Below are 13,943 nucleotides of genomic sequence, written 5' to 3'. Positions count from 1 at the left end.
ATCCCATGATCAAGCTGCATCACCTCGATTATTCCCGTTCGCACCGCGTGCTTTGGCTGCTCGAAGAACTGGGCCTGCCCTATGAACTGGTCCGCTATCCGCGTACCGAGACTTTCCAGGCACCCGAGGCACTCAAGCGCGTTCACCCGCTGGGCAAATCGCCGGTGCTGGAAGATGGCGAGCTGCAACTGTCCGAGTCCTCGGCGATCCTGCGTTATCTCAATCAGCGCTATGGCCAGGGGCGCTTCGCGCCGGAGCCAGGCACCGCCACCTGGGCCCATCACGAGGAATGGCTGGACTTCGTCGAAGCCTCGGCCTGGCCGCCGGTGCTGATCCTGATCTTTGGCAAACGGGGCGACGTCGGTGTGCTCGAACCTCGTGGCAAGCCGGAGCTGGACAGGGTGATTGGCTATTTGAGCGACCACCTGCGCGGCAAGACCTATATCGTCGACGACCGCCTGACCCTGGCCGACATCCAGCTCTCCTACTTGGGCGCCATGGTCGCCATGGCCGGGGTGCTGGACGACTATCCGGTGTTCAAGGCCTATTTCGAGGGCCTGCGCCAGCTGCCGGGCTGCCAACGCGCCGAAGCCAAGGGCGGCAAGATGCTGCCGGACAAACTGTAGTTCGGGTGCAGGGTTCTGTTGGGCTTCGACGATAGAGCCGTCTCAGCCCAACCTACGGAGTGCACGGTCGTAGGTTGGCGCTGAGCGCAGCGAAGCCCAACAAGGGCTCACCTGATGCCAGGAGTGGAAAAGGCTGCGCCGTTTTCCACGCTACGGCCCTTTCTTGCACCTACCGTTCTAAGCGGGAAGGAGAGCCATACGGTGCGGCGGGGACATTCAGCGTGAAGCGCCGACCTCGTAGTGTGGATAACGGCGCAGCCTTATCCACGCGACCCGGACCTCCAACGCTACCAACAAAAAAGCCCCAGGCCTTTCGTGTCAGGCAGCGCGATCAGCCCGGTAGGTTGGGCTAAGCATAGCGAAGCCCAACAAAGGCTCACCTGATGCCAGGAGTGGCAAAGGCTGCGCCGTTTTCCACGCTACGGCCCTCTCTTGCACCTGCCGTCCTAAGCGGGAAGGAGAGCCATACGGTGCGGCGGGGACATTCAGGGTGAAGAGCCGACTTCGTAGTGTGGATAACGGCGCAGCCTTATCCACGCGACCCGGACTCCCCAACGCCGCCCAACAAAAAGCCCCGCCGGGATTACCGGCGGGGCTTTCGCTATCTCAACCAGCCATCAGGCCTTGAAGCGTCTTACCAGTCCATCCAGCTCACCCGACAGCTGCGACAGGCGCGAGGAATCGCGGGTGGTGGACTGGGCCAGGCCTTCCACCTGCTGGGCGTCGTCCTGGATCTGGGCGATGTGGCGGTTGATGTCCTCGGCCACCTGATGCTGCTCCTCGGCGGCCGCAGCGATCTGCAGGGCCTGGTCGCGGATCTCGTCCACCGACTGACGGATGCCCTCGAAGCTGCCACGTGCCTCGCTGATGGACGTCACGCTGGTCTGCGACAGCTCCAGGCTGGTCTCGATCTGGCGGGTGACCTCCTGGGTCTTGCGCGCCAGGTTGCCGAGCAGGCCGTCGATCTCGCCGGTGGAATCGGCGGTACGCTTGGCCAGGGCCCGGACCTCGTCGGCCACCACGGCGAAGCCGCGGCCTTGCTCACCGGCGCGGGCCGCTTCGATGGCGGCGTTGAGCGCCAGCAGGTTGGTCTGCTCGGCGATACCGCGGATGGTGTCGAGAATGGTGTTGATGTTGTGGCTGTCCTGCTCCAGCACCGCCATGGCCTGAGCCGACTGGGTGAGGCTACCGCTGAGCTGGTTGACGTTGCTGGTAGCTTTTTCGATCTGGCCGTAGCCCTCTTGCACCCTGTGGTGGCCGGCATCGGCGGAGGCCGCGGCGTGGCTGCAGGAGCGCGCCACTTCGTTGGAAGTAGCCACCATCTCGTTGAAGGCGGTGGAGACCATTTCCACGGCTTCGCGTTGGCGGCCAGCCACGTCGTTCATGCTGGCAGCGGCCTGGGTGGTCGCCTGCGAGGCCTGTTGCAGGTCATTGGAAGCCTGGCCGATGCGCTGCACCAGCTGGCGGATGCTGGCGAGGAACTGGTTGAACCAACCGGCCAGGGTGGCGGTTTCATCCTTGCCCTGGACGTTCAGGCTCTTGGTCAGATCGCCTTCGCCCTGGGCGATGGATTCGAGGCCCGCGGAGACGCCGCGGATCGGCCGCACGATCATGCCGGCGAAGGCTGCACCGAGTACGGCGAACAGGAGCGCCAGCACGGCGGTGATGCCGGCGATCTGCCAGGTCAGGGTGGTGGCCTTGCCCATCACCTCGTTGCGCTCGATCAGGCCGATGAATTTCCAGCCCAGCTCCTTGGCGGGGTAGACGTTGACCATGTAGTCGGTGCCATTGAGATTGACCTCGCCCAGGCCGTTCTGGATGCCGCTGAGCGTTTGGTAGGCGTCACCCAGTTCCTTGAGCTGCTTGAAGTTGTGCTTGGGATCCCGGGGGTCGACCAGTACGTTGCCGTTGTCTTCCACCAGCATCAGGTAGCCGCTCTGGCCGAGGGTGATGCTCTTGACCAGGTCGGTGAGCTGCTTCAGCGAGATGTCCAGGCCGACCACGCCACGCACCTTGCCGGTGGCGTCTTCCATGGTCCGGACGATGCCCATCAGGGCCACATCGTCCTGGGCCCAGTAGTAGGCCGGGGTACGGACCACCTTGCCCTGATTGGCCATGGCGGTCTGGTACCAGGGGCGCACGCGCGGATCGTAGTTGGCCAGCTTGGCGTCGTCCGGCCAGCTGATGTAGCCGCCATCGGCCAGGCCAACCGACAGGTAGGCGGTGGTGGGATGGGTCTTGGCGAAGCGGGTGAAATAGCTCAGCGCCTGCTGGCCGGTTTCGGTCTGCGGCTGCTGGGCAGCATCGGCGCCCTGGTAGTTCTTCAAGCCATCCAGAGCGATGACGTTCGGCTCCTTGGCCAGGTAGTCGACGTTCTGCTGGATGCCGGCAAAGAACTGCTGGATGTTGCGATCGATCTGACGGATTTCGCGCCCGCTGCCGTCGAGGAAGTCGCCGGTAGCCTGGCTGCGAACGTTCATGATGACCACGCCTGCCACCAGGATCACCGGAAGGCAGGCGGTTACCGCGAAAAGCGACGTGAGTTTTTGTTTGATGTTCATCGAATGCCCCGGTCGCGCGCTGCGCGAAGAGTGACGGCAACATGCCTTCACTCTGCATCGGCCCGGATAAGTCCGACTTGATACGGAATGAAAAATTATTCCATTTGGTCCGCAGCAGGCCGGAAAATCGCCGATCGGTCAGCTAACGACCCGCTATAACTCTTTCTTCAGATGGCGTTCGATTTCTTCCAATGACTTGCCACGGGTTTCCGGTAGGCAGAAATAGACGAACAAAAGCGACCCCAGGTTGATCGCGGCGAAGCCATAGAAGGTGTAGTTGCCGATCCACTCCAGCGCGACCGGAAAACTGAAGGCCACGGTGGCGTTGCACAGCCACTGTACGGCCACGGCCACCCCGGTCAGCAGGCCACGGACCTGATTGGGGAACAGCTCGGACATCAGCAGCCAGTACACCGGGGCGATGCACATCTGCATGAACAGCAGGAACACCAGGATGCAGGCCAGCGCCAGGTAGCTCTGGGTCAGGTTCTGCGGCAGCCATAGCAACACGCTGCCCAGCGCCAGTTGCGCCAGCACCACGATCACCAGTCCGGTCAGCAGCAGGGTGCGCCGGCCGGCGCGGCCGATGGCCCAGATGCCCAGCAGGGTGGCGATCACCGAGACCACACCATTGCCTATGGTGGCGGTGAGGGCCGCGCTGGTGCCCATGCCGGTGCTCTTGAGGATGATCGGGGTGTAGTACATGAAGGCGTTGACCCCGGTGAACTGGGCGACGAAGCCCAGGCCGATGCCCAGCAGCAGCAACTTGACCACCCAACCCTGACTCAGCAGCTCGCGCAGGGGTGGTCGATGTTTGGCCTGCTCCTCGCTCTCGCGCATCTCCTCGACCTCCCGCTCCACCTCCTCGGGGGTGTCGCGCAGGCGTTCCAGCACCGCTTCGGCTTCTTCGAGTCGCCCCTTGGCCGCCAGCCAGCGGGGCGAGGTGGGCAGCAGGAAGGTGCCGGCGAACAGCAGGATGCCCGGCACCATGGCGATGGCCAGCATGTAGCGCCAGATGCCGTTCTCGTGCACCAGCCAGGCGAGCAGGGCGCTGAGCACATAGGCCAGCAGCTGGCCACTGACGATCATCAGCTCGTTGCGGCTCACCAGGCGGCCACGGCGCTTGGGTCCGGCGATCTCGGCGATGAACACCGGCACCGTGGCCGAGCCACCGCCCACTGCCAGGCCGAGCACGAAGCGCGCGGCCACCATCAGCTCCACCGAGGGTGCTACCGCGGTGCCCAGGGCGCCCAGGACGAAGAGGATCGACAGCAGGCGCAGGGTGGTGCGCCGGCCATAGCGGTCGGCGAGATAGCCCGCCGCCAGGGAGCCGAAGGCCGCGCCGACGATCAGGGAGGCAGTGACCAGTCCCTCGGTGTAGGCGTTGAGGCCCAGGCCGCCCTGGTCGGCGGGCAGGGTCATGAAGGGCAGGGCGCCGGCGATGATGCCGGTGTCGTAACCGAAGGCCAGGGCGCCCATGGTGGCGACCAGCACGGTGATGAAGATCAGTCGCCGGGCCGAGGCCTTCTGGTCAGGGTCGGCGGCGGGAGCGGTGGAGCGGGAGGAAGACATAGCGAACGCGGGTATCCTGAAAACCTGAGGGGTAGGCGAGGTCGCACCGCCCCCGCGCCTCTGGCGACAGAGGGCGGTCGGTCCGACCTGGCTGGATAGGACAGGCGTCAGCCCCAGGATTTCCCGCCAGGGGCGCAAACCGTGGTCAGGGACGCTCGCGACGGTCCTGCAACAGGCCCTGGATACGCTCGCTGAGTACCTCGATGGCGAAGGGCTTCTGCAGCAGCTGCATGCCCTGACCAAGGAAGCGCTGCACGTCCATGGCCTCTTCGGCGTAGCCGGTCACCAGCAGCACGGCGATACCGGGCCGTTGGCGACGGATCTCTTCCACCAGCTCGCGCCCGGTCAGGCCCGGCAGCCCCACGTCGGACACCACCAGGTCCAGTTGCGGCTCGCGCTCCAGCAGCGCCAGGGCGGTGGGGGCGTCTTCGGCCTCCAGGGCGGTATAGCCCAGGTCGCGGAGTACCTCGACGATCAGCAGGCGTACCCCGGGTTCGTCTTCCACCACCAGCACCCGCTCGCCGCGACCCGGTTGCAGTACCACTTCCTCCGGAACTCCTTCGCTGGCGATGCCCTGGTGGCGCGGAAACAGCAGGCTGACCCGGGTGCCACGGCCTTCCTCGCTGTGGATGTCGATGTAGCCGCCGCTCTGCTTGATGAAGCCATAGACCATCGACAGGCCCAGCCCTGTGCCCTTGCCCTGCGGCTTGGTGGTGAAGAAGGGCTCGAAGACCTTTTCCAGCACGGCGGCCGGGATGCCGCTGCCGGTATCGCTCACGGCCAGTTCGACATAGTCGCCGCTCAGCTGCTCGGGCAGCATCAGCAGCTGCGGATCGCACAGGTTGCGGGTGCCGATCGCCAGCTGGCCGCCCTGGGCCATGGCATCCCGGGCATTGATGCAGAGGTTGAGCAGGGCGTTTTCCAGCTGGTTGGCATCGCTGCAGGTGGGCCAGGTGGCCGCGTCGAGCTGCAGGTGCAGCCGGATGTTCTCGTTGAGGGTGCGCTGGATCAGGGTCTCCATGCCGGTGACCAGCCGATTCACGTCCAGGGGTTGCAGATCCAGGGCCTGGCGCCGGCCAAAGCTGAGCAGGCGCTGGGTGAGGGCGGCGGCCCGCTGCGCCGAGGCGATGGCGATGCCGATGTAGCGTTCGGCGCGGGGCTGTTCGCCGTTCAGATGGCGCTGCAGCAATTCCAGCGAGCCGGTGATGGCCGTGAGCAGGTTGTTGAAGTCATGGGCGATGCCGCCGGTGAGCTGGCCGATGGCTTCCATCTTCTGGCTCTGGCGCAGGGCGTCCCGCGCCTGCTCCAGCTCCAGCGCCCGTTCGCGCTCGACGGTGACGTCACGGGCCACGCAGTAGAGCAGCCCGCCCTCGGGCACGGCGGTCCAGGACAGGTGACGATGGGTGCCGCCGCGGGTGCGAAAGCGATTCTCGAAGTTGAAGGTAGCGGCGCCGGCGGCCAGTTGGGCGATCTCCTGGCGGGTGCGCTGCCGGTCTTCGGGATGCTCCAGCCATTCCGAGGTCTTGCCGATGATCTCGTCCACCGCCCAGCCCAGGGTGCGGGTCCAGGCCGGGTTGACGCTGACCCAGATGCCCCGGCTGTCGGCGATGCCGATGAGATCGTGGCTGTAGGCCCAGAGCTGGTCGCGCTCGCGGGTGCGTTCGCGGACGCGGATCTCCAGCACCTCGTTGGCCTGCCGCAGGGCATCGGCGGTCTCGCGCCTGAGTCGCGCCAGGCGCATGGCGCCTTCCACCCGGGCGATGAGCTCCCGGGCGCTGAAAGGTTTGACCAGATAGTCGTCGGCACCGGCGGCGATGCCCTCGATGGAGGCCTCTTCGCCCGCTCGCGCCGACAGCAGGATGATGGGCACCTGGCCGGTGCGCTCGTCGCTGCGCAGGGCGCGCAGCACGCCGAAGCCATCCAGCACCGGCATCATCACGTCGGAGAGCACCAGCGCGGGCAATTGCCGCTGCACCGCCTCGACCGCGGCGCGGCCATCGGCCACGGCGTCCACCTGGTAGCCGGACTCCTGCAACAGCCGCTCGACATAGCCGCGCATGTCGGCATTGTCGTCGGCCAGGACGATGCGCTCGCCGCGCCCCTGGCCACCACCGGCATGCTCGTCGAGCCCCGTGGGGGTAGGGGTGGCCGGCTCGTCCGGCAGCCAGCGCAGGGCCTCGGCGACAAAGGTGTCGGCGCGGGTGGCGGTGGACACCTGGTTCGTGGCGCCCACTCGGTTGGCCTCGGGCAGATGGGCATGGCCGAACGGCAGACGCACCTCGAAGGTGGTACCCACGCCGATCTGGCTGGTGACCCGCACCTCGCCGCCGTGCAGCTCGGTGAGGTCCTTGACCAGCGCCAGGCCGATGCCGGTGCCCTCGTGGGTCCGGCCGATCTGACCCTCGATGCGGTGGAAGCGGTCGAATACCTTGCCCAGTTCGCTCTGCGGGATGCCCACCCCCGTGTCTCTCACTGCCAGCACGACGTGCGCGTCCTGGCGGCGCAGGCTGACCCGCACCTCACCTTCCAGGGTGTACTTGAAGGCGTTGGAGACCAGGTTCAGGACGATCTTTTCCCAGAGGTCGCGATCCACCCACACCGGCTCGTCCAGGCGGGCGCAGTCGAGGGTGAAGGTCAGGCCGGCGCGGGCCATGGCCGAACGAAAGCTGCTGGCCAGCTCCGCGGTATAGATCGCCAGGTCCAGGGGCGCGAAGCTCGCGCGCATCCGGCCCGCTTCCATGCGCGAGAAATCCAGCAGCGAATTGACCAGCCGCAGCAGGCGCTGGCCGTTGCGCTGGATGAGCTCCAGCTCCTGGCGACTCACCGCAGGCTCGCCGTCGGCGCGGTCCGGCCGCGCCAGCATGTCTTCCAGGGGGCCGAGCATCAGCGTCAGCGGCGTGCGGAATTCATGGCTGGCGTTGGAAAAGAAGGCCGTCTTGGCCCGGTCCAGCTCGGCCAACTGCTCGGCACGGCGGCGTTCTTCCTCGTAGCGCCGGGCATTGGCGATGGCGGTGCTGAGGTGCCCGGCAGCGCGGACGAACAGGCTCTGGTAGTCGGCATCCACTCGCCGCCGCGGGCTGATGCCGGAGACCAGATAGCCATAGGGTTCCTCGCCCAGCGGTCCGGGAATCGGCACCACCAGCGCCTCTTCCAGGGGCTCCGGCCAAGGGGTCCCGGCGAGCCGGCCGCCATGGCGCTCGTTGAGACCGGTCACCAGGGTCGGCGCGCTGCGCGCCGTGGTGAAGGCCCAGGGCAGTCCGGCGGCCTCCGGGGTGACGTCCAACGGGGCAAGGACATCGTCTGGCGCCAGGCCGGCCAGGGCCACGCGCTGCAAGGTGCCGGTCGCGGCGTCGCGCAGATAGGCCAGGCAGAACGGCGATTCCTCCGGCACCTCGTGCAGGCAGCGCACCCCTTCGCGGCAAGCGTCTTCGGCGACGCGCGTCGCCGAAGTGGCCTCGGAGACATTGCGCAGCAGGCGCTCACGGCGTTCCGTGAGCACCCGGTGCGTGGTTTCGGTCACCGCGGTGAAGATGCCCTCCACCTCGCCGGTATCGCCGCGTACCGGGCTGTAGCTGTAGTAGAAGTAGCACTCCTCCACGTAGCCGAATCTGTTCAGCGGCAGCAGCTGATCCTCGGACCAGGTGGCCTCGCCGGTCGTCATCACGTGGTCGAACATGGGGCCGATGATGTCCCAGATTTCCGCCCACACCTCCCAGCCGGCACGTCCCAGCGCCCAGGGATGCTTGCGCCCCGGCACCGCGCTCCAGGCATCGTTGTAGATCAGGGCGCGGGTCTCGCCCCAGTAGAGCACGATGGGGAAGCGCGAGCCGAGGCAGATGCTGACCGCCGAACGCAGGGCGGTCGACCAGGTTTCCAGGGGGCCGAAGGGCGTCTGGGACCAGTCCTTCTGGCGCATCAGCGCGGCCATTTCACCGGGGACGTCGAGAAAGGCCAGCTGCGAGGGAAGGTTGGACAAGAGGGCTCCTGCGGGACAAGGAAAGAGGGGCCTGGGACGTACCGCCGTCAGCAGCGACAGCGACAGGCAGGAGGGCCGCGACCTAAGCATGTTGATTGCTCAGACTATTACAAGCGGACCGGCTTGGCGAATGACGCGGGCGGCAGAGCGCCGGCCCGTACCGCGGCGACGGCGGTCGGATGACGCGTCAGCGGCCCAGGCGTTCCACCAGGAAATCCACGAATACCCGCACCCGCGCCGGCATGGTGGTGCCTCCGACGAAAACGGCGTGGATCGGCTCCAGATCGCCCGGATTCCAGGCCTCCAGCAGCGGCACCAGGGCACCGCTGCGCAGGTCGTCAGCCACGCTGAATTCACCGATGCGGGCGATACCGGCGCCTTCGCGGGCCAGCAGTGCCAGGGCCTCGCCGCTGTTGCATTCGATGTTGCCGGCGATCTTCAGGGTGAATTCGCGACCATCGCGCACGAAAGGCCAGTCCGGCGCGGCGCGGCGAAAGTTGAATCTCAGGCAGTTGTGGCCGAGCAGGTCTTCCGGCACCAGGGGCGTGCCGTGGCGGGCGAGGTAGGCGGGCGAAGCTACCACCACCTGGCCGGTGACGCCGATGGGCCGGGCGGTGAGAGGGCTGTCGGCGAGCTGGCCGAAGCGGATCGCCACATCGGCCTGGCCGGCGAGGATGTCCACCACCTCATCGCCCAGCGCCAGGTCCACCAGGATGTCGGGATAGCGGGCGCTGAAGGCCGCCACCAACGGCACGATGGTCATGCGGCCGTGGCCGAGGGCGGCGCTGACCCGCAGCCGTCCCTGGGGCACGCCCTGGTCGGCGATGGCCTCTTCCACCTCGGCCAGATCCGCCAGGATGCGCCGCGCGGCGCGTAGATAGGCCTCGCCCTCGGCGGTGAGGGTGATGGCCCGGGTGGTGCGCAGCAGGAGCCGCGTACCCAGGCGCTGCTCGGTGCGGGCGATGGAGCGACTCACCGCCGAAGGCGTCAGGCGCAGGGCTCTGGCCGCTGCCGAGAGGCTGCCAGCCTCGACCACCTGCGCGAACACCGCCATCTCTCCCGAGCGACCTGCTAGATCCACTTGTGCCTCCAGGGCAAAGGTGCATGCCAAAACCGCCGTCTACCGGCTCATCGAGCAGGAGCTTAGCATTCAAGGCATAGATAAGGAGCCTTTCCCATGCGTATCAATCCCCCTCTGCTGGCCCTGGCCACGGGTGCCTTCGGCATCGGTGTCACCGAGTTCGCCCCCATGGGCATGCTGCCCGGCATCGCCGCCGACCTCGGCGTCTCCATCCCGGCGGCGGGTCTGCTGGTCAGCGCCTATGCCCTGGGCGTGCTGATCGGCGCACCGCTGATGACCCTGACCACCGGCCGCATTCCGCGTCGCCAGCTGCTGATCGGCCTGATGGCCATCTTTACCCTGGGCAACCTGATGTCGGCCCTGGCCACCGACTACACCAGCCTGCTGATCGCCCGGGTGGTGACCTCGCTCAACCATGGCGCCTTCTTTGGCGTCGGCGCCCTGGTGGCGGCCAGCGTGGTCGCCCCGGATCGGCGCGCCGGGGCGGTCGCCGCCATGTTCATGGGCCTGACCCTGGCCACCATCGGCGGGGTGCCCCTGGCTACCTGGTTCGGTGAACTGCTCGGCTGGCGCCAGGCCTTCTGGGGCATCGCCGGACTCGGCCTGCTGACCATGGCCGCGCTCTGGTTCGCCCTGCCCAACGTGGCCCTGCCACCCAGCGACGGCGTGCTGGCCGAGATCCGCGTGCTGGGCCGCCCGCCGGTGTTGGCCGCTCTGGGCCTGACCGTGGTCGGCTCGGGCGCCATGTTCACCGTCTTCACCTATATCGCGCCCATCCTCGCCAGCGAAACCCATGGCTCCACGGCCTTCATCACCGCCATGCTGGTGCTGTTCGGCGTCGGCCTGACCCTGGGCAATCTTTGGGGCGGCAAGGCCGCGGACAAATCCATCGACCGCACCCTGATCGCCTCCCTGAGCCTGCTGATCCTGGTGCTGCTGGCCTTTACCGTGCTGATACGCTGGCCGCTGCCGGCCGCCGTGGCCATCCTGCTCTGGGGGATCGCCAGCTTCGCCCTGGTCCCGCCGCTGCAGATGCGGGTGATGGACGCCGCCAAGGACGCCCCCAACCTGGCCTCGGCGGTCAACATCGGTGCCTTCAACCTGGGCAATGCCCTGGGCGCGGCCCTGGGTGGCGCGGTGATCAGCGCCGGTCTGGGCTATCCGGCCATCTCCCTGGCCGGCGCCGGCATGGCCGCCCTGGGGTTGCTGATGGTGCTGACCCTGGCCTGGCGCGGTCGGGCGAGCGGCGCAGCAGTAGCGGGGTAGGAACGAGCAGGTCGGCCTTACTCGGCGAAGGGGAGGGGCGTGTCGCCGCCCCGGTCCACCGCGAAGGCGTTGAGGGTCATGGCGACCAGGCTGTAGTAGCCATAGACACCCACCAGCTCGACCATCCCGGCTTCGCCGAACAGCGCTACGCCCTGCTGGTAGAGGTCATCGGGGATACGCCGGGTGTCGTAGAGCGCCACCCCGATGGCATGGACGCAGGCCTCCTCGGGCGTCTCGAAGGACGGCACGGCGCCTTGCCGGATTGCCTCTATCACCTGATCCGCCAGCCCCGCCTGACGGGCGATGGGCTCATGGATCTGCCATTCCGCCTGGGCGCGCCACCAGGCGGCGGTGGTGAGGATCGCCAGCTCGGTAAGGCGCAATTCCAGCCGAGTACCGTAGCGGCAGAAGGCACCCAGCCGCTGGGCATGGTTGGCCAGCGCCGGACTGTGGATCCAGGCCAGGAAGGGCCCATCGAGATTTCCCCGCGGACCGCTCTGGATCTCGGCCAGTACGCGCTGCTGTTCTGCCGTCGTGTTCTGTTCGGACAGGGGTGTCAGCCGCGATGAGAGGGGCATGATGGTCATCCTCGATACAGGTAGGGGTTCATCCAATACCACCGCCTGTCCCTAGGGCAAGTCTCCGTATCGCGCTCAAGCAACCTAGTTAGACGTCGCAATCAGGCTGGCGGCATCCCCCTGGCTCTGGTCACAATCGGGCCTGACGTTACAGAGGAGCCAGCCGATGACGCAGAGCTACACCACCTTCTACCTGGAGATGACCGCGCCGACCGAATTGCGCGAGAAGCCGCCACGGCCTGACCTGCAGATCGTCGAGTGCGAGGTGCCGCAACCCGAACTCAATCGCTTCCTCTATGCCCTGGTCGGCCAGGCCTGGGACTGGAGCGATCTCGACAGCTGGAGCGACGCCCAGTGGCGCGAACTGGTGGAGCAGGAAGGCCACCGCACCTGGGTCGCCTATCACCGCGGCGCCATTGCCGGTTACTACGAGCTGTACCGCCCGGATGGTCGCAACGCCGAGATCCGCTACTTCGGCTTGGCCGGCGCCTTCATGGGGCTTGGTTTCGGCGGGCCGCTGCTCAGCCATGCCCTCCGTTCCGCCTGGGACTGGCCTGGTACCGAGCGCGTCTGGGTGCATACCTGCACCCTGGATCACCCAGCCGCCCTGGCCAACTACCAGGCGCGTGGGCTGCGGATCTACCGGCAGGAAGACACGGCGCTCTGAGGCGCCGGTGTAGCCGCTCACCCGCCGAAAGCCAGAGCGCAGTCTTCCATCGCCTACTCAACGACTAGGGCGCTTCCGCCGTCGCGGGCGTCACCGCCGAACCGGCCAGCAGGCCGCCGTCCAGATTCAGCTCGCTGCCGGTCATGTAGCCGGCGTCGTCGGAGGCCAGCAGCAGCGCCACGGCGGCGACTTCCTCGGGCCGGCCAAAGCGCCGCAGCGGCGTATCCCGCACCAGCGCAGCCATGCGGGCCTCGCGGTCCGGGCCGTCGCCCAGCATGGGCTCCCACATCGGCGTGAGGATGGCGGCGGGGTGGATGGAATTGCAGCGGATCGCGAGGCCCTGCTCCGCGCAATAGAGGGCGACCGTCTTGCTGTGGTTGCGTACGGCGGCCTTGGACGAGGCATAGGCCGCCGCGCCGGGGATGCCCACCAGCCCGGAGCGCGACGAGATATTGATGATGGACCCGGCGCCTGCCTGCCGCATGGCACGGATGCCGTATTTGCAGCCGAGAAAGACGCCATCGAGGTTGGTGCGATGCACCGCGTGCCAGTCTTCGAGACTGGCGTGCTCCGGATCATGAGCCACCACGCCCTGCTCGAATCCGGTGATCCCGGCGTTGTTCACCAGCACGTCCAGCCCCCCGCGCTCCGCGAGGATCTGCCGCGTCACCTGCTGCCAGTCGTCTTCCAAGCGCACGTCCAGATGCAGGTAGCAGGCACCGTCCCCCAGCTCGGCGGCGACGGCGCGGCCAAGGTCAGCGTTCAGGTCGGTGATATAGACGAAGGCACCCTCCGCCACGAAAGTCCGGGCGATGGCGGCGCCTATGCCCTGGGCCGCGCCGGTGACCAGCGCGGTCTTGCCGCTGAGTTTGGCTGCCATGCGAGTACGCCCTCCAGATCTTGAATAGCATCCGAGAGTAGCCCAGGCCGTCCAGTCAGGGGGCCAGCATCACGCCCGGGCGCTGACACCACCGGTGCTGTCGCCAGCCTTCTTCAGGGCTTCGGTATAGGCGGCGTAGGCAGTCGTCAACGCCTCGCTGGCGGCGGCCACATTGGCCTGGGCGGCTTCGCGCGCGGCCTGGCTGGCCTCGTCAGCCTTGCCTTCGCCCTTGCTCTGGGCCTCTACAGCGCGCAACTGCTTTTGCGCCAGCTCCAGTTGCCGCTTGGCCATGTCTATGGCCTTCTGCAGGGTATCCAGGGTCTTGTTGCCGGTGCTGCTCTTCTCCCCGCCAGAGGTAGCCTCGGCTTCGGCCTGATCCTTGATCTGGTTCAGTGGATTGGGCTTGCCGATGCCCTTGGGCTTCTTGGCTAGCTCAACCTTGGCCGCCTCTTCCTCGGCGGTGGGCTTGGCAGTCGCGCCACCCAGCCTGAGCGTGGGCGCGCGCAAGATGCCGTGGCCAATGCCATTCACCGACAGCGTGCTGGACATCGCGGACTCCTTGAAAGGTACATCCCAAGGGTAGCGGCCGCGTGGGGCAAAGATTGAGCATCTAGCGCCACAACGGTCATAGCCAGTGATGCGCAAAAACGCTCAGCTTCTTGTCTGGCGCTGCAAATTCGAGGAATGTCTCGGCGAGATCCAGACATTGAGAACCCAGCTGCCGAAGCTCAATCCG

The 13,943-nt window shown here is 67.0% G+C and carries 10 protein-coding genes and 1 pseudogene; 3 read left to right on the top strand and 8 right to left on the bottom strand.

The window, feature by feature from the left end; all coding sequences use genetic code 11:
• Nucleotides 1-5 precede the first annotated feature (5 nt).
• Complete coding sequence (locus APT59_RS18455; protein ID WP_059316192.1) at nt 6-626, top strand: glutathione S-transferase family protein; 621 nt, start codon at nt 6-8, stop codon at nt 624-626.
• Between the two features lie 617 nt (nt 627-1,243).
• Here the strand turns inward: APT59_RS18455 and APT59_RS23015 are convergent.
• The 5 genes and pseudogenes from APT59_RS23015 to APT59_RS18435 all read right to left on the bottom strand — a co-directional run bounded on the left by APT59_RS23015 (nt 1,244) and on the right by APT59_RS18435 (nt 9,816).
• Nucleotides 1,244-1,972 (bottom strand): methyl-accepting chemotaxis protein, encoded by a 729-nt coding sequence (locus tag APT59_RS23015; RefSeq protein WP_420480524.1) that lies wholly within the window; start codon nt 1,970-1,972, stop codon nt 1,244-1,246.
• Between the two features lie 126 nt (nt 1,973-2,098).
• Nucleotides 2,099-3,106 (bottom strand): annotated as a pseudogene (locus APT59_RS23010) (cache domain-containing protein); the annotation flags it as partial.
• Between the two features lie 234 nt (nt 3,107-3,340).
• On the bottom strand, nt 3,341-4,759 hold the full coding sequence (locus APT59_RS18445) for a sugar porter family MFS transporter (protein WP_059316190.1): 1,419 nt from the start codon (nt 4,757-4,759) through the stop codon (nt 3,341-3,343).
• 145 nt (nt 4,760-4,904) lie between these two features.
• Nucleotides 4,905-8,735 (bottom strand): ATP-binding protein, encoded by a 3,831-nt coding sequence (locus APT59_RS18440; protein ID WP_059316189.1) that lies wholly within the window; start codon nt 8,733-8,735, stop codon nt 4,905-4,907.
• Between the two features lie 187 nt (nt 8,736-8,922).
• On the bottom strand, nt 8,923-9,816 hold the full coding sequence (locus APT59_RS18435) for a LysR family transcriptional regulator (protein ID WP_082696389.1): 894 nt from the start codon (nt 9,814-9,816) through the stop codon (nt 8,923-8,925).
• Between the two features lie 96 nt (nt 9,817-9,912).
• Between APT59_RS18435 and APT59_RS18430 the strand changes: the two genes are divergently transcribed.
• Nucleotides 9,913-11,082 (top strand): MFS transporter, encoded by a 1,170-nt coding sequence (locus APT59_RS18430; protein ID WP_059316187.1) that lies wholly within the window; start codon nt 9,913-9,915, stop codon nt 11,080-11,082.
• Between the two features lie 17 nt (nt 11,083-11,099).
• Here the strand turns inward: APT59_RS18430 and APT59_RS18425 are convergent, their stop codons facing one another.
• On the bottom strand, nt 11,100-11,660 hold the full coding sequence (locus APT59_RS18425) for a carboxymuconolactone decarboxylase family protein (protein ID WP_059316944.1): 561 nt from the start codon (nt 11,658-11,660) through the stop codon (nt 11,100-11,102).
• A 166-nt stretch (nt 11,661-11,826) separates the two neighbouring features.
• On the opposite strand from APT59_RS18425, the gene APT59_RS18420 reads away from it, so the two are divergent.
• On the top strand, nt 11,827-12,327 hold the full coding sequence (locus APT59_RS18420; RefSeq protein WP_059316186.1) for a GNAT family N-acetyltransferase: 501 nt from the start codon (nt 11,827-11,829) through the stop codon (nt 12,325-12,327).
• Nucleotides 12,328-12,391: 64 nt separating this feature from the next.
• Here the strand turns inward: APT59_RS18420 and APT59_RS18415 are convergent, their stop codons facing one another.
• Together APT59_RS18415 and APT59_RS18410 are read right to left on the bottom strand one after the other, a co-directional pair.
• Complete coding sequence (locus APT59_RS18415; protein ID WP_059316185.1) at nt 12,392-13,207, bottom strand: glucose 1-dehydrogenase; 816 nt, start codon at nt 13,205-13,207, stop codon at nt 12,392-12,394.
• Nucleotides 13,208-13,276: 69 nt separating this feature from the next.
• The gene (locus tag APT59_RS18410) at nt 13,277-13,756 is read right to left on the bottom strand and encodes a hypothetical protein (RefSeq protein ID WP_059316184.1); all 480 of its coding nucleotides are present in this window, start codon (nt 13,754-13,756) and stop codon (nt 13,277-13,279) included.
• Nucleotides 13,757-13,943: the final 187 nt, after the last annotated feature.

The organism is Pseudomonas oryzihabitans (assembly GCF_001518815.1).
Classification (GTDB): domain Bacteria; phylum Pseudomonadota; class Gammaproteobacteria; order Pseudomonadales; family Pseudomonadaceae; genus Chryseomonas; species Chryseomonas oryzihabitans_E.
Note: the sequence above shows the minus strand (reverse complement) of the source record. Positions and strands in the feature narration are given on the sequence as shown.